The 15,518-nt window shown below is 58.2% G+C and carries 15 protein-coding genes; 12 read left to right on the forward strand and 3 right to left on the reverse strand.

The features are described from left to right. Both P1P91_RS05910 and P1P91_RS05915 read right to left on the reverse strand, forming a co-directional pair. Complete coding sequence (locus P1P91_RS05910) at window positions 1–390, reverse strand: helix-turn-helix domain-containing protein (RefSeq protein WP_311885193.1); 390 nt, start codon at window positions 388–390, stop codon at window positions 1–3. A gap of 169 nt (window positions 391–559) precedes the next feature. Continuing rightward, window positions 560–1,243, reverse strand: coding sequence for a YagK/YfjJ domain-containing protein (locus tag P1P91_RS05915; RefSeq protein WP_311885195.1), 684 nt, complete (start codon window positions 1,241–1,243; stop codon window positions 560–562). 629 nt (window positions 1,244–1,872) lie between these two features. Between P1P91_RS05915 and P1P91_RS05920 the strand changes: the two genes are divergently transcribed. From P1P91_RS05920 to P1P91_RS05965, 10 genes are all read left to right on the forward strand, one after another. Further along, window positions 1,873–2,205 carry a hypothetical protein gene (locus P1P91_RS05920; protein WP_311885196.1) on the forward strand — a complete coding sequence of 111 codons (333 nt, stop codon included), beginning with the start codon at window positions 1,873–1,875 and terminating at the stop codon, window positions 2,203–2,205. Window positions 2,206–2,337: 132 nt separating this feature from the next. Next, window positions 2,338–3,585, forward strand: coding sequence for a YqaJ viral recombinase family nuclease (locus P1P91_RS05925; protein ID WP_311885198.1), 1,248 nt, complete (start codon window positions 2,338–2,340; stop codon window positions 3,583–3,585). 160 nt (window positions 3,586–3,745) lie between these two features. Next, window positions 3,746–4,729, forward strand: a complete 984-nt coding sequence (locus P1P91_RS05930) for a recombination directionality factor (RefSeq protein ID WP_311885200.1) — start codon at window positions 3,746–3,748, stop codon at window positions 4,727–4,729. A 144-nt stretch (window positions 4,730–4,873) separates the two neighbouring features. After that, complete coding sequence (locus P1P91_RS05935; protein WP_311885202.1) at window positions 4,874–5,692, forward strand: DUF932 domain-containing protein; 819 nt, start codon at window positions 4,874–4,876, stop codon at window positions 5,690–5,692. Between the two features lie 92 nt (window positions 5,693–5,784). Next, a complete protein-coding gene (gene radC / locus P1P91_RS05940; protein ID WP_311885204.1) occupies window positions 5,785–6,303 on the forward strand; it encodes a RadC family protein in 519 nt (172 codons plus the stop codon). A gap of 211 nt (window positions 6,304–6,514) precedes the next feature. Beyond that, entirely contained in the window at window positions 6,515–7,513 is a 999-nt protein-coding gene (locus P1P91_RS05945) for an Rpn family recombination-promoting nuclease/putative transposase (protein ID WP_311885205.1), read from the forward strand. An 86-nt stretch (window positions 7,514–7,599) separates the two neighbouring features. Beyond that, window positions 7,600–7,977: a hypothetical protein gene (locus P1P91_RS05950; RefSeq protein WP_311885206.1), complete on the forward strand. Its 378-nt coding sequence runs from the start codon at window positions 7,600–7,602 to the stop codon at window positions 7,975–7,977. Window positions 7,978–8,011: 34 nt separating this feature from the next. Then, a protein-coding gene (locus tag P1P91_RS05955) for an IS3 family transposase (protein ID WP_407650599.1) occupies window positions 8,012–9,144 on the forward strand; the annotation gives its coding sequence in 2 pieces (ribosomal slippage) (window positions 8,012–8,294 and window positions 8,294–9,144; 1,134 coding nt in all). Window positions 9,145–9,688: 544 nt separating this feature from the next. Next, window positions 9,689–10,624: an RpnC/YadD family protein gene (locus P1P91_RS05960; RefSeq protein ID WP_311885208.1), complete on the forward strand. Its 936-nt coding sequence runs from the start codon at window positions 9,689–9,691 to the stop codon at window positions 10,622–10,624. Between the two features lie 25 nt (window positions 10,625–10,649). Then, complete coding sequence (locus P1P91_RS05965; protein ID WP_311885210.1) at window positions 10,650–10,862, forward strand: hypothetical protein; 213 nt, start codon at window positions 10,650–10,652, stop codon at window positions 10,860–10,862. An 85-nt stretch (window positions 10,863–10,947) separates the two neighbouring features. Here P1P91_RS05965 and P1P91_RS05970 read toward each other — a convergent pair whose 3' ends face one another. Beyond that, complete coding sequence (locus tag P1P91_RS05970; protein ID WP_311885211.1) at window positions 10,948–12,192, reverse strand: tyrosine-type recombinase/integrase; 1,245 nt, start codon at window positions 12,190–12,192, stop codon at window positions 10,948–10,950. Window positions 12,193–12,294: 102 nt separating this feature from the next. Here P1P91_RS05970 and P1P91_RS05975 point away from each other — a divergent pair, with 102 nt between their 5' ends. Together P1P91_RS05975 and P1P91_RS05980 are read left to right on the forward strand one after the other, a co-directional pair. Continuing rightward, window positions 12,295–12,942, forward strand: coding sequence for a helix-turn-helix domain-containing protein (locus tag P1P91_RS05975; protein ID WP_311885212.1), 648 nt, complete (start codon window positions 12,295–12,297; stop codon window positions 12,940–12,942). Window positions 12,943–13,143: 201 nt separating this feature from the next. After that, complete coding sequence (locus P1P91_RS05980) at window positions 13,144–15,429, forward strand: beta strand repeat-containing protein (RefSeq protein WP_311885214.1); 2,286 nt, start codon at window positions 13,144–13,146, stop codon at window positions 15,427–15,429. Window positions 15,430–15,518 lie beyond the last annotated feature (89 nt).

Consider the following 15,518-nt stretch of genomic DNA (forward strand, 5'->3'; position numbering starts at 1 on the left):
CTAGGCGTTTTCCTGGTGCTGCGCGAACCAGCGCTCAAGCAAGGTCGCTCCCGGCCTTTTGGGATATCGTCGAAACTGCAACCATTCCTCCAGCGTGCGACGGGGGACACCCAGCTCGGCTGCGACCTGTGCCTGGGTGATACCGCGCCGTTTGGCCAGTGCCTTTACGTCCCGGATCAACCGACGCTTGGGTTCGTTCTGTTCCATCCTGGCGAGTCGTTGCAGGTCGTCATCGACATCCTGCATGGGGGGTTCAGAAGACGTCTGTACGGCATTGTGAGACGTGGAGAAAGAATCCCGGGGGATTGGTCCGGATGAATCATTCGCGTGGCTGTGTGACGCCTGTGGAATGATAGGCGCGATGTTGAACGGGTTGGGTCGTTGAAACATGATCAAGCTCCTTGGGCCAACCATAAAAAAGGCCTGCACCAAAAGCGCAGGCCATCTCGACAGTAAGGGAATCACCGGCTTCTTTTCTCCGTCATTGGTTGGCGGCGGTGAGTTATTCCATGTTTTTTACGTGGGTGCGGTAGATGTGCATACCATAGGCACAACAGGCTTACTTTTTGCTGGTCATCAATCCGCGCTGCCACTGCCCGAAGTGTTTGGTCTGCGCCTTGCATAGATAACTGACCCGGTGAAAGGCTTTCGGGAGCTTGTCGTAGTCTTCCAGGGGATCGAGGTAATATTGGCAAACGCCAGGCTTGAATCGGTACTGCACGCTGTTAATCGCCTCTTCCAGTAGAATACCCAAGGCACTGGCCCACGCTTCACCAATCATCCAGAATAGGTTAGGCATCTCGGAGTCCATCGTCCCCAACTGACGATAGGCATGGCCGTTCACCAACAGCATGACGTGGAAATGCACACGTCCGTTACGCGGACCGATCTCCCGGGCCACGATGTAACGCAGGGGACATTGATGCGGGCTCTGCTTACGCTTCAGGTTCGCGTCAATCTTGCTTTGTATGGAAGCAAGAAACCGGCGAATGATCTGGCTGCTTTCCTTGTGGTCAGGCAGGGTCATACTTCGCGGGATATGCAAATCAAACCGCACGGCAAGGATACGGCTGTGATGCTCCAGCGCCTTGCGAAAAACCGCGTAGGCCTGATCCAGATAACTGTCGACCAACGGTCCTTGCTTGGTCATCACCGGATACACCACGCCTTCGGCAGGGGAGTATTCGGGGGCGTAATGCAGGCTGTGGTTACGGTTGTCTTTGGAACGCTTGGGGTGGGACATGACGATATCTCCATTCGTGTCAGAAAGAATCGGCGAGGCTTGTAACCTCGCCGTTATCGCCACGTTGCGACGTAGAGTAGGGCGGTATGACGAGATGGCTGGCAGAGGCGAAGTGAGCAGGCTTCGCCCTCACTGTCCCCGACCGTATCAGGATCATCACATGCAGCCCTTTTGGGGGCTGCATGAGTGCCTGGCGTCATCGGTATCAAGTCCTTGACAGGACTACGGTATCCGCCTTCATGGCTGAGCTATTGTCGTCCCTCTTGAAGGGGACGATAGACACCTTGTCGGTCTACTGTTGAACTACTGTATATTAACATATACCTAAATGGACGCTGAGCCGAAAGGCCGGAAATGACGGGTCAAGGGAATCCCATTATCCGGCAGGGGCTATCCGTCCTTGTCTGTCAACCACTCTAACGAGAAATGAACGTGGCATCACATGATACGCCTACGTAAGAAATGACATCAGGCCTTCCCATGACGCGAAAAGTCGTGATCTTCTTTCACCCCGCCTAATCTGCTTCCCTTCTCGATTTGATTCAAAAAAATCTCAGCCCTGTATTACCAAGGTGAAGCTAGTGCACACCACTGGCCTCACACAACCACACGTACAGGAGCACATAGCCATGTCGGTATATTGCCCGAGCTGCGGCTCGCATCAGGTGATCACGCGCAACGTCGGCCGCAAGGTCGGTGGGGCCACGGGAGCCGCTGCCGGTACGGCGTCAGGCGCAGCAGGGGCGTTTAGCGGCGCAGAAGCCGGCGCGCTGGTCGGCGCCTTTGCCGGCCCTGTGGGTATCGGCGTTGGCTCGCTTGCTGGTGCCGTGTTCGGCGGCCTGGTGGGTGGCACGGCCGGTGGCGTAGCCGGTGCCAGGCTGGGCGACGAGCTGGACAGCAAGGTACTTGATAATCACGAGTGCCGCGCCTGCGGCCATGCCTTTGGCTCGCCAGTGGAGTAGGGCACAGCCCGTCACCCCACCAAAATTTACCACAGCGCCTTGCTGTTATATCCGTCCTTCATCAGCGGCCCGTTGCCCCAAGGCACGGGCCGTTATGCCGTGAGCGGAAGAAATATTATCAGGAGAAACATCATGAGCCAGAAAGCCATACACGCTAAAACGCCGCTGTTTCCGGTCACGCAGGAAGAAATCGAGCGCAGCACGCTGATTCCGTTTGAGCAGGCCGGTCAGGATATTCACGCGGATACAGCGCCTTCCATCGATACAGCGCAGGACAAGCCGCTCTCGTCCAAAGCCAGGCCTGGGAGCGTGACGGCGTCTGTACTGGACGCCATCGAGCAAAGCGGTATGCCGGAGCCCGTGAGTCGTGATGCCCGTGTTAAACGCCCACAACCGCAACAACGTCGCTATCGCGCTCACGCCCGCCGTCTGGTGGATACTCGAGCTCTAGATCGCAGTGCCTGGCTGAACATTCGTCAGGGCGGTATCGGCAGCTCAGATGCCGCCGCGGCCATCGGCCTGCATCCGTACAAGTCTCAGCTGGAACTCTGGCTGGAAAAGACCGGCCGTCAGCCGGGAATGACTGAGCCGGATAAAGAAGCTCAACTCACCAGCCCGCTTCACTGGGGGCAGGTACTGGAACCGATTGTGGCTGACCATTACGCCAAGCACACCGGTTATCGTGTTCAGCGGGTCAACGCGATTCTGCAGCACACGAAGTATCGGTGGATGATGGCCAACCTTGACCGTGAGGTGGTGGGCAATGCCGATGTCGAGGTACTGGAGTGCAAGACGGCGGGTGTGCACGGGGCACGCCTCTGGAAGGACGGCGTGCCCGAGTACGTACAGGTACAGGTGATGCATCAGCTGGCCGTCACGGGGCAGCAGGTAGCCGACGTGGCCGTATTGCTGGGCGGCCACGAGCTGCAAATCCACCGCATCGAACGCGACGAGGCCATGATCGAGCAGCTGATTGCCCTGGAACGCCAGTTCTGGGACTGCGTGGAGCAGGACATACCCCCGCAGGCCAACGGCACGGAGTCCGACGACCGCGCCCTGCGTCAGCTGTTTCCCCGGGACGACGGCGAGATATTGGATTTCACCGAGGACGGCGAGCTAAGCCAAGCCTTTGCCGCTTTGCAACAGGTACGCCAACAGCTCGACACGGCAAAAAAGCAGGAAGCCAAGCTCAAGCATCGCCTTCAGCAAGCGATGGGTACCGCTACTCAGGCGACGTTCCCCAGCGGCAGCCTTAGCTGGAAACAATCCAAACCCAGCACGCGACTGGATGCCAAGCGGCTGCAGCAGGAGCACCCCGAGATTTGCGCGGACTATCTCAGGACCGTGCCCGGCTCGCGTCGCTTTGTGGTGCGCCAGTAGGGCGGTGACGACCCGATACCCACGCCAGCGGTGAAGCGCATCAAGGCCGTTACAGCGGCGATGACGTCATACCCGCACCTATATCAACTCATACCACGCAACGCCTCAGCGCGGCTTCTCTGGCCGCTCTGGGGCGTTTTTTTATGTCAGGAGCACTCTCATGCTTAAAGGACTCGCCATTACCCCGCCGATACTCGGGCGGATCGCCATCGGTAAGGTGGTCGAACAGAACGGTAAGCGCCTGCCCCGCAAGGACGATCAGTTCACTATCACCTCCCAGCTTCAAACCAAAGAGGGCTGGATACCGCACCCCATGGACGAGCTGCTGCGTGGCAAACAGGACGGCAAGCTCCGCGAAATCCCCATCCGCTTTTTGTTCAACGACCCCGACCTCAATCTGAGGGCCGAATACACGCTGTTTGATCGCCAGACCGCACGCCCGCTGTGCGTAGGCGACGGGGAACAGTGTAAACGCCGCACCCGCGACGGCATGGAGACGCTGCCGTGTCCCTCGCCAGATATGTGCCCGCTGGCTCAGGGCGGTGCCTGCAAGCCCTACGGACGGCTTAACGTGCTGATAGGCGACGACGACCCGTTGGGCAGCTTTATCTTCCGTACCACGGGCTTCAACTCGATCAGAACGCTCGCGGCTCGCTTGGCCTATTTCAAAGCCGTAGCCGGCAACCGGCTGGCCTGTATGCCGCTGGCTCTACGCCTGCGCGGGAAATCCACCCGGCAAAGCCGGGGTACTCCGATCTTCTACGTGGACATCACTCTACGCGAGGGCTGGACGCTGGAAGACACCCTGGCCGAAGCCCGGCGTATCGACGAGGAACGGCAAGCGATGGGCTTTGATCAGAAAGCCCTCGATAAGGCCGCCAAAAGCGGTTTTGCCAACGGCGCGTTTGAAGACAGTGCGGAGGAATCCGCCGACGTGGTGGAAGAGTTTTATCCCGAAGCCACCCAAGCGAACGATGCCGGGCAGCAGGGCCAAGCGGCCAATGCCCCCAACACGCTGGCTGACAAGCTCCAGGCGAAGACCGAGCAGGCGCATAAGCAGGAAGGGCAAGGCCAGAACGGCCAACAGCCAAAGCCCACGGGAAAAGGGCTGACCCCGGCGGATAAAGATCCCCGGAAAAAGTAAGCCTGACTCACTCCACCCAACAAGCTGTTATCACGCCATTTTTTACCCCTACGCCATAGCCCGCTCCCCGCTGCCTGAAGGGGCGCGGGGCGCTATGCCGTGGTGTGGGTATCCGAATGAGAAAAACATATCAGGAGATAGACCATGCAAATTTTGACCCACGACCGCCTGCACCGTCATGCCCCCGCGATCTTTGCCCAGGAGCCCGATAACGCCGTGTCCGAGCGCTACGGCTTTGTGCCCACCATCAACGTGGTGGATGCCCTGCAGGCCGAAGGTTGGTATCCGGTACGCGCCCAGCAAACCAACGTGCGCGACATGAGCCGCCAGACCACCGCCCGGCACATGATCCGCTTTCGGCAGGAGCCTGACCGACAGATAGACCTGGGCGACAGCGTGGCCGAGTTGGTACTCACCAACAGCCACGACCGCAGCGCCGCCTATCAGCTGGATCTGGGCCTGTTTCGGCTCATCTGCTCGAACGGCATGGTGGCCCCCGTCAGCGACATGGGCGGGATACGGGTACGCCACGGCAAGCATGTGGTGGACGAGATACTGGAAGGCTCCGTTGCGCTTAGCCATCAGGTGCCGCGTATTGCCGAGGGCATGGAGGTGTTTCAGTCGACGATGGTGCATAGCGGCGAAGCCCGGCTATTTGCCGAAGCCGCGCTCGCCCTGCGCTATGGCGATGATTGGCAGCAGCACAGTCCCATTCGCCCGGACAACGTTCTCCAGGCCCGACGCACCGAGGATGCGGGCGGCACGCTCTGGCAGGTATTCGGGCGAACCCAGGAAAACCTGTTTAAGGGCGGCGTGCGTGGCAAGTCGGCTAGTGGCCGTCGTACTCGCACTCGAGCCATTAATAACGTCACCGAGGACGTGCGCCTCAACCGCGCCCTCTGGACGCTCACCGAACGCTTTGCCGAGCTGAAAGGCGCGACGCTCCCCGCGTTTCCTGAATAACCCTCGGCAGGCGATCCCCAGCCTGCACGGCCCAATTACGCCCATTTATCCCGGTCTGGTTTTACGCGACCGGCTTATCTACTGGAGGCCACATGTCTCAACCACAAGCCCACCAACCACAGCCCAAGCTCATGGCCGGCGAGCAGCCCGGCACCTATCAGCTGTCGCAGGACGTGACCGCCGAGGAACTGCTGTATCTGGCCAAGATGATCGCCCGCCGCAAGCTGCGCAAGGGCAACAAGCTCACTGCGCCCCACACGGTGCACCGCTGCCTGCAAACCCTGATGCTCGACTACCCGCATGAAGTCTTTGGTGTGCTGCTGCTCGATAGCCAGCATCGCCTGATCACCTTCGACGAGCTGTTTCGGGGCACGATCGATTCGGCAAGCGTCTACCCGCGCGAAGTGGTCAAGCACGCGCTCCACCATAACGCTGCCGCCGTGATACTGGTTCACAACCACCCCAGCGGCGAACCCGAGCCCAGCGACGCTGATAGACGCATTACCCGCCGCCTGCAGGATGCCCTGGGGCTGGTGGATATCCGGGTACTGGATCACGTCGTGGTAGCTGGGGAGGGCTTTACCTCGTTTGTCCAGCGGGGGTGGCTGTAAGGCTGACGCCAACGCCACTGCCCGCTTTTTCTTCCATCCTTTTTATTACCGCTCTGTCTCACGGTCGTCCTTAACGACACTGTGGGACAGGGCACGGCGATGGGTATGCTTTTTTTTTTGGTTTTATATCGGACGTACTGGGCGCACGGCATGACCCGGCGGGGCCTGGCAGGTGGTGTGCTATAATGGTGGCATTGAAACAGGAGCACGCATGGCCAGTCACTCGCACGATATCGCCTACAAGGAACTGTTCAGCCATCCCGAGTTTGTGCAGCAGCTGATCGAAGGCTTTGCGCCTGACGACATCGCGGCGCTGATGGACGTCACGACGCTCAAGCAGCACAACGGGCATTACGTGACGCCGCTGAATCAGGAAAAGATCGAGGACGTGGTGTGGTCGGTGAAGGCTACGTGGGAAGGCGTGACTCAGCGGGTCTATCTCTACATCCTGCTGGAGTTTCAGTCCCGCGTGGATTACATGATGCCCGTGCAGATGATGCACTACGTGGCGGGGTTCCACGATCAGCTGATAAAAAACGGCGTGACGACCCCCAGCAAGGGGTTGCCGCCGGTATTTCCTATCGTGCTGTATAACGGCGCTCAGCGCTGGACAGCCGAGCGGGACGTGTCTGACATGATCACCCCGCAGCCCCCCGGTTTCTTGCAGCCGTATCAACCGCATCTGCGCTACTACCTGGTGGATGAAGGGCGCTATAGCGACGAAGACCTGGCCGAGCGTAACAGCGTGCTGAGCGGGATTTTTGGTATCGAAAAAGCAAAAGATGGTCGCGAAGCGCTGCAGAAAGCCGTCGATCGTATCGTGGCGATTATTCAAGCCGACCCGGACAAGGACCGCATCGACCGCATTGTCACGCGCTGGATCAAGCGGCATTTTGAACGTTTGGGGGCGAAGGTCGATCTAACAGAGCTGAATAGCCTGGTGGAGGATAGAAATATGTTGGCAGATAATCTGGAAAATTGGGCGAAGCGCGAGCGTGAGGAAGGCGAGAAGCGCGGCGAGGCCAAAGGCCGTACAGAAGGCCGTACAGAAGGCCGTATCGATACGCTACGCAAGCTGATCGAGCTCAAGTTCAATCAAGTACCGGCGTGGGTCGATCAGCGTCTGGAGCAGGCCAGCGAGCACGAACTGAATCATTGGGTGGAGCAGATATTGGTTGCGGATTCGCTGGACGTGCTGTTCGGCGACTGATTAACGTAGCCCGGTGGAGAACAGGAACATGCTGGCAGACAACCTGGAGAATTGGGCGAAGCGTGAGTGCGAGGAAGGCGAAGCTAATGGCGGCTAATTCACCGCTGGATTGGCTGTATCGCGTTGCTCGACAACCTTTGGAACAGCCTCTTGATAGCGTCACAGACTTGGCTGAAGCCGTTTGGTATCACGGCTATGTACCGACGGCCAAAGAGCTGAAAGGCCTCCAGCGTGCTGTGGAGCAAGAGCAGTTTCAGCGTGTGTTATGTGCCTTGGAACTCATCAGCCAGTACCCAGTATGCCAGCGTAAAACGGCGCGTTATTTGCAGACGCTAACAGACCAGTTTCACGAGCAGCTGTTTGGGCCAGCCGCCAAGCCGACACAGGGGCGGTACTCACCAAGCTTACGCTGGGGGCTGAAAGAAAGAACTGAAGTGGACCCCAAAATTTGGACAGGGGCCTAAGCTCTGATTCACCATCTCCATGAGGAGAAAAATCATGAGCAAAAAACGCCAGCAGTACAGCGCATCATTCAAGTCAAAAGTCGCTCTGGCCGCCCTCAAGGGCGAGCAGACCACGTCTGAAATAGCCGCACGCTTCCAGGTTCACCCCACCATGGTGAGCACCTGGAAGCGTGAGCTGATGGAGAACGCAACCGATCTCTTTGAGGGCAAGAAAAAGACGAGCAAGCCGTCCAATGAGCCCAGCAGCGACGAGCTTTACCGCGAGATAGGCCGACTGACGGTGGAACGCGATTTTTTATCGCGCAAGCTCGATCAGTAAGCCGTCAACGCCGATTGACGATGATCGAGCGTGGCCACCCCCAGGTCAGCACTTCACGCCAATGTGAGCTACTCAAGCTGAGTCGTTCCTCGGTGTATTACATCTCCCGTGCGCAACGCCACGAGGATCTCGACATGATGTATCTACTGGATCAGCAGCACCTGGAAACGCCGTACTATGGCTCTCGCAAGATGCGAGTTCACCTGCAGCACCAGGGCTACCGGGTGAATCGGAAGCGGGTGCAGCGCTTGATGCGCACCATGGGCATTCAGGCGGTGTATCCGCGTCCGAGAACCAGCACCCCGGGCGATGGGCACAGGATCCATCCGTATCTGCTGAAAGGCCTCAGGATAGATCGGCCCAACCAGGTGTGGGCAACGGATATTACCTATCTTCCGCTGGCTCGGGGCTTCATGTATCTGATCGCCATCATCGACTGGTACAGCCGCAAGGTGCTGTCCTGGCGGGTCTCCAACACCATGGACACGGACTTCTGTGTTGACGCGCTTGAGGAAGCGCTACAACGCCACGGAACGCCGGAGATCTTCAACACCGATCAGGGCGTTCAGTTCACCAGCGACGCCTTCACCAGTGTGCTCAAGGAGCATGGTATCCGTATCAGCATGGACGGCAAGGGCTGCTACCATGACAATATTTTCGTGGAACGGCTCTGGCGTAGCGTCAAGTATGAATGCGTTTACCTCACCGCCTTCGAGGACGGCCATCACTTGAAGCAGTCGCTCAGCCGATACTTCCGGCATTACAACCGGACTCGGTATCATCAGGGCCTTGATTACCACACACCGAATCAGGTGCACTACCAACAGGTCACGACCCTGGCAGCTTGAGCCGGGAATACAGCCGAAACAGAGCTTAATGGCGCCTTCAAGCTGTCCAACTGATTGGGTCCACCTCAAACAGGCCCGCTGCGTAAGGCTCTATTGCCGCTACAGACTCGTACCTATGCGGATGCTACAGGACGTACTCATGGGCTGAGCGCATAGCTGCTTGCTAGAGGATAAAAATATGCTGGCAGACAATCTGGAAAATTGGGCGAAACGTGAGCGGCAGGAGGGGGGGTATAACTGCACTGGAAGGCGCGTTACGCAACCAAATCAAGCTAAAGTTTGGTGAAGTGCCCGCGTGGGCAGATCAGCGCATTCAGCAAGCCGGTGACACTGAGCTTAGCGAATGGGTCGTGCAGATCCTGTCAGCAGATTCACTGGAAGCGCTGTTCGCGCACTAAATCTCCGCTCATCCCGCCTGTATCCTGAAGCACCACGCATAAAAAAGGCAGCCCGTTGAGGCTGCCTTTTTCGCACTGTAGCGTGGAGAAAAAACGCTTGACAGATGGTCGTGTGCTATAATAAAGGCATTGAAACAGGAGCCCCCATGAGCGACGCGGACACATCCCGAAGCAGCGATCACGACAGCCCCTGGAAGATGGCTCTGGACGCCTATTTCCAGGAGTTTCTGGGGCTGCTGTTCCCCGACATCGAAAAGCAGGTGGACTGGTCGCGGGGCTACAGCTTTCTGGATAACGAGCTGCAGAAAATTACCGCCGACGCCAACAGCGGGCGGCGCTATGCCGATAAGCTGATCAGGGTCTACGCCCGGGACGGCTGCGAAACCTGGGTATTGATTCACGTTGAAGTGCAGGGCGAACCGGAAGACGACTTTGCCGAGCGGATGTATACCTATCAGTACCGGCTACGCGACCGCTACGGCATGGATGTGGTGAGTCTGGCGGTGCTGGCCGATACCCGCGAGACCTTCCGGCCCACGACGTTTCACTACGAGCGTTGGGGGTGCGAGCTGACTTACACATTCCCCACGGCCAAGTTGATTGATTGGGAGCAGCACTGGGAAGCGCTGGAACAAAACCCCAACGAGATGTCGCTGGTGGTGATGGCCCAGTTGCACGCCAAGCGGTTGAAGGACGGCGCGACACGCAAGGATACCAAGGTTGCGCTGACGCGCCTGCTGTTTGAGCGGGGCTATGAGCGCGCGGAAGTCGTGCGTCTATTCAACATCATTGACTGGATGATACAGCTGCCGTACGGGTTGGAACCGATATTTTCTCATGAGGTCGATGAGATACAAGAGGAGAAGAAAATGGCTTATGTAAATACGTTGGAGCGTCAGGCGTTGGCCAAAGAGCGTATGAGCGTGCTGGAAAGCACGCTGCGCAATCAGATTAAGCTCAAGTTTGGTGAAGTGCCCGCCTGGGCAGATCAGCGCATACAGCAAGCTGATGATACTGAGCTAAGCGAGTGGGTCGTGCAGATCCTGTCGGCAGATTCACTGGAAGCGCTGCTGAACACTTGAGTTATGGGGCGGGCCGGAGAAGAAAGTGGCTTATGTGAATACGTTGGAGCGCCAGGCGTTGGCCAAAGAGCGTATGAGCGCGCTGGAAAGCACACTGCGTAAACAAATGACACTCAAATTTGGTGATATACCGGCATGGGCGACTCAGCGTCTGGCTGACGCCAGCCAACAAGAGTTGGAAGTGTGGGCGGAGAAAAACATGACGGCCGATAGTCTGGAAGCGGTATTCGCGCACTGACTCTCAGCTGATACCGCCCGTATCCTGAAGCACCACGCATAAAGAAGGCAGCCCCTGGAGGCTGCCTTTTTCGTATCTGTCCGTTTTATTCCTGCGGATCTTCCGTCTCCGACCCGATGCGATCCCTTGCCCGGGGCAGTGTTCTGTCTGCCTGTGCCCGCTGCCGTCGGGTTTTATCCCACGGCACGGACTGGGCCGCTGAATCTGCTGCTGATACCAAGGAGTCATGGCTCAGGTGGGCATAGCGCTGAGTGGTAGTGATCTGGTGATGGCCCAGCAGTCGCTGCACCTCGTAGAGGCTGCGTCCGGCGTTGACAAGCATACTGGCGAAGCTGTGGCGTAAATCGTGAATGCGGAGCTCGGGCATCCCCGCCTGACGTCGTGCCGTATCCCAGCTGTAGAAAATGGCGGTAAACGGCTTACCTGTTCTCGGGTTGGGAAAGAGAAATCCTTGCCCCTCCTCCCTCGGAATCTTGGCCAGTAGCGACAGCATCCCGTCCGACAGCGGCACGAAGCGCGTTTTCCCCGTCTTGTTGAACTTGATACGCCAAATTTGCTTTTCCTGGTCCATGTCTTCCCACCGAGCCGTCAGCACCTCCCGTCGCCGTGCGCCGGTGAGTAGTAGCATGGCAACAATGAAAGGCAGCTGTGTATTGCGCGATGTCTCCAGCGCCTCGAACAACCTTACCGATTCTTCCTCCTTCAGATACCGATCCCGCTTGTTATTCACCGGGTACAGGTCAATCCCGGTCGTCGGGTTGCGCGTCACACCTTCTACCTCCCATCGCAGCGCACAGTTATAAATGTAGCGACACAGCACCAGAGCGCGGTTAGTCGAGGCAGGCGCATGGGTCTGGCGGTGATAGGCCAGCATTTCGATCACATGCTGCTTTTTCACCTGGTCCATATGCAGTTTGCCCAGCCAGGGCAGGATATGCAGACGCAGGAAGGTTTCATCGGTTTCCCAGCTGCGCTTGCGGCTTTTGATGTGGGGCATGTACCAGCGCTCCACGAAATAGCCGAGCGTTGGCACTTTCTTCAGGGTTTCGCGCTTCTCGAACGGATCGTCGCCGGTCGCCACTTGAGAGAGCACGTCATGGGCTATTTTCCGCGCATCAGCCAGCTTCATTACGCTTACGCTGCCCAGCTTGCGCTCTATCAGCTTGCCGCGTGCATCACGGTAGCGGATATAATAGGCTTTGTTGCCTGACTTCAGCACCTTGAGGGAAAAGCCCACGAGCTTGGTATCGTAGTAATCCATCCGGGCTTTATTGGCGGGGCAGGTAGCGGCGCCGTCGACAAACTGCTGGGTTAGTGTCATTTTGGGCATATAGGCATCCTTCAGCTATTTAAGGCCTTTTTTTGTCACAAAAGTCAGCATCGATAACTTCAGTGTATGCTAGCTGGCGAAAACCCGGAGCACAAGCCCTGTATGTACGACACAACGCGATTGGCTATTGCCCTGCGCATGTCGCGTGCCGTCACGCGGATGACGCAGCAGGAACTGGCCAAAGAACTGGCCGTGAGCAAAACCGTCATTGCACGGAATGAAAAGCCTGACATGGCCATGCGAGCTGACACGTTGATGCGGCTTGTTTATGTGATGAACGCGAACGGTATCCAGGTCGATGTGTTCAGCACTCTTGACCAGGTGGAGCTCTATGTTTGGGGCGAAGACCTTTCTTCTATCAGCATGCGAGTGGCACGAGCCGCACTAAACCTCAACCAACAGGAATTTGCTGACCTTATCGGTGTGCCCAAGGTAAGGGTGACGCGAGGAGAGCGCCCGGGCTCGTCAGTACGGGCGGATGTGCATGGATTGCTCAGGGAAAAGATGCGACAAGAGGGCGTCACGATAGAATGGTCGCCGACGACCCAGGAATTGGCTGTCACGGTGCATCCCCAGGCACTTCAACGGCAGGAAGCGCTGCGTAAGGGAGAAAGCCTCCCGGGCGAGCCTGACGAGGACCTGGTGCCGACGCCACTGCATGAAAAGCTCAGTAATGATGCCTTACCCCGTTATCGCACGGAAAAGCGAAATACAGGGCTAAAGCCACCTTCCTCGCCGGACAAAACGTAAATGGTCCAAGTGAATATTTGATGGAAAAAGTGGAAAATATAAAAAAACAATAAAATCAGTGGCTTAAGTGAAGGCGGTGGAGTTGGCTCATGCAATGTCCATCAGGAGAAAGTGGATATGTGATGGAAAGCCATAAAAGCGGGGAATAGGGAAGGAGATAAAGTCATTAAAAACAGTGAGTTATCAAGGTGCCCGACTCGCATGCTCACTGCAGACATCATCGACACCCTTGCCGGCGACAGCGGCAACAACGTGTTCGACGCCACCGAGCTCAACAGCCTCGCATCCGGCGACTCCATCATTGACAACAACCCCAATGATAACGACGTGCTCAACGCCGAGATCAAAACGGCCAACCTGACCGGCGTGACCATCCAGAACGTCGAGGAGATCAACCTCAACGCTCAGACGCTGGGAGCAACCCAGTTTGATGCGGGCAGCGTCACCCACACCAACGTCGGCGGCACCACCATCACCGTGAGCAACCAGCGCGCGGCGTTCGGTGACTTCACCGTTTCCGGCGCGGATGACAACAACGTCACCGCCGGTAACAACATCACCAAGCTGACCGTTAACGACCTGACAGGCGGCGTGGTAGACGCCGGCCAAGCCGAGACCGTCACCGTTTCCGGCTCTGGCGATACCGACGGCGCAGCGAACGTGATTGCCAACGGCGAACTGACGCTGAACGTGTCTGGTTCTGCCACTGGCCTGAACCTCGAAGCTACCGTCGACTCTACCGTTGACCTGACTACTGCTAGTGTTACCGACATCGCCGGCTCCGGCGAAGGCGCGCTGACGCTGGAAGGTGATTTTTCTGGCGCCACCAGCGTCACCGGCGTTGATACCGTCGTTCAGGATACTGACGCATCCGTTAACGCCTCCGAGTGGGAAGTGGGCACCATCGACCTCGCAGCAGCTGACTACAGCGGCTCGCTGACCGTTGCCGACGGCCAGGACGTGACCATCTCCGAAACGCTTTCCGGCGACGGCTCCGGCGGTACCATCAAGGGCGACGCCAGCAACACCGCTGATACCGTCAACGTCACAAGCGCGCTGGCAAGCCTGGGCAACCTGACGTTTGCCGACCTCGCCACGGCCAGCATCGAGCTGACCAACGCCGAAGGCGCGGCGCTGGGCACGCTGACCACCGCGGGTGCTGATACCACCATCACCAGCGCGTCTGACCTGGCGATCGACACGCTGGCCTCCAGCGGTGACGAAGTCACGCTGAACGTAGCAGGCGATGTCAACCTGTCTAGCGGCTCCAGTGCAGAAAACCTCGACGCCTCCGGCGTGACCGGCGCACTGCAGAAGAGCACCGACGGCGGTGCTGATGGTGCACAAGAAGCGGCTGACTTCACCGCTGACAACGTCGTCGTCACCGGCGGCCAGGGCAACAACAACGTCTCCTTCACTGGTGACTCAGGCTCCGAAGATACGGTCGAATACACCGGCTTCGCCGGCGACGACACGATCGAGCTGGGCAGCTCCGGCGGCACATCAGCCGTCAGCCTCACCGGCGGCGAGAACACCGTTACCGCAACGGCGCTGACTACCGGCACGTTAGCCGTAGCTACCGAAGGCGGCAACACCACCGTTGAGCTGGCTGATCTGACCGACGGCGGCACCGTGGTGTTTGACGCGCTGGGCGCAGGCAACGACACCATCAGCATCACGTCTGACGATATCGGCACGTCCAACATCATCGGCACCTTCGCCAGCGGCACCAACACCCTGGAGCTGACCGAATCTGGTAGCGGCAGCGGCTCCGATGTGTCCAAGGCCAACCTGCAGCTGGAAGGCCTGACCGACATCGCACTGGGCAGCGACGCGACGTTTGCGGTTAGCCAGCTGAGCGGCGAAACGCTGAACGTGTCCAACGTTGCAGACAGCAACAACAACGTGCTGAAAGTCGGCGATGCTGCCGAAACAGCCGCTCAGACCATCGACCTGTCCGGCCTGACGCTGCAAAATACCGGCGGTATCGAAGATCTGGAAGTGACGGCTAGCGTCACCGGCGGCAGCGGCGATGACACCATCACCGTGGGCACCGGCACGTTCGCTGTTAACCAGTCTGAAGGCACCGACAGCTACACCTTCGGCGCAGGCGCAGACACCTACGTGGCTGCTGCTTCTGCCAAGAGCGAAATCGACGTCATCAGCGGCTTCGATGCCAGCGAAGACAAGATCGACTTCAGCGATGCCTTCTCTGGCGATGGGTTCACCGACCTGACTGAAGGCAACGGTGCCATCGAGTTCTCCACGGCGGACTACGCCAACGTAGACGCGGTGCTGGCGACCTTTGCTGCTGAAGGCAACGATCTGGCCACCGGCGCAACCGTGTTCGAGTTTGACGGCAGCACCTACGTGGTCGGCAGCGCTGATGGTGAATACGGCGCATCTGCTGACACCGTCATCGAGCTGACCGGCGTTGACCTCGGCCTGACGTCTGCCAACTTCGAGCTGGCTACCAGCGGCACCTAATCCCTCTCTCTGAGTTGGATGCCGGCGCATGAATTAACCATGCGTAACGGATAAAGCCTCAAACCCCCGCCTCGGCGGGGGTTTTTTTA

This window comes from Halomonas piscis, assembly GCF_031886125.1.
Lineage (GTDB): Bacteria > Pseudomonadota > Gammaproteobacteria > Pseudomonadales > Halomonadaceae > Vreelandella > Vreelandella piscis.

Bases quoted from the DNA above. Each gene is read 5' to 3' on its own strand.
- P1P91_RS05960 (WP_311885208.1), top strand. From the start codon at position 9,689: ATGAGCGACGCGGACACATCCCGAAGCAGCGATCACGACAGCCCCTGG.
- P1P91_RS05910 (WP_311885193.1), bottom strand. From the start codon at position 390: ATGTTTCAACGACCCAACCCGTTCAACATCGCGCCTATCATTCCACAG.
- P1P91_RS05950 (WP_311885206.1), top strand. From the start codon at position 7,600: ATGGCGGCTAATTCACCGCTGGATTGGCTGTATCGCGTTGCTCGACAA.
- P1P91_RS05980 (WP_311885214.1), top strand. From the start codon at position 13,144: ATGCTCACTGCAGACATCATCGACACCCTTGCCGGCGACAGCGGCAAC.
- P1P91_RS05970 (WP_311885211.1), bottom strand. From the start codon at position 12,192: ATGCCCAAAATGACACTAACCCAGCAGTTTGTCGACGGCGCCGCTACC.
- P1P91_RS05920 (WP_311885196.1), top strand. From the start codon at position 1,873: ATGTCGGTATATTGCCCGAGCTGCGGCTCGCATCAGGTGATCACGCGC.
- P1P91_RS05915 (WP_311885195.1), bottom strand. From the start codon at position 1,243: ATGTCCCACCCCAAGCGTTCCAAAGACAACCGTAACCACAGCCTGCAT.
- P1P91_RS05945 (WP_311885205.1), top strand. From the start codon at position 6,515: ATGGCCAGTCACTCGCACGATATCGCCTACAAGGAACTGTTCAGCCAT.
- radC (WP_311885204.1), top strand. From the start codon at position 5,785: ATGTCTCAACCACAAGCCCACCAACCACAGCCCAAGCTCATGGCCGGC.
- P1P91_RS05930 (WP_311885200.1), top strand. From the start codon at position 3,746: ATGCTTAAAGGACTCGCCATTACCCCGCCGATACTCGGGCGGATCGCC.
- P1P91_RS05925 (WP_311885198.1), top strand. From the start codon at position 2,338: ATGAGCCAGAAAGCCATACACGCTAAAACGCCGCTGTTTCCGGTCACG.
- P1P91_RS05935 (WP_311885202.1), top strand. From the start codon at position 4,874: ATGCAAATTTTGACCCACGACCGCCTGCACCGTCATGCCCCCGCGATC.
- P1P91_RS05975 (WP_311885212.1), top strand. From the start codon at position 12,295: ATGTACGACACAACGCGATTGGCTATTGCCCTGCGCATGTCGCGTGCC.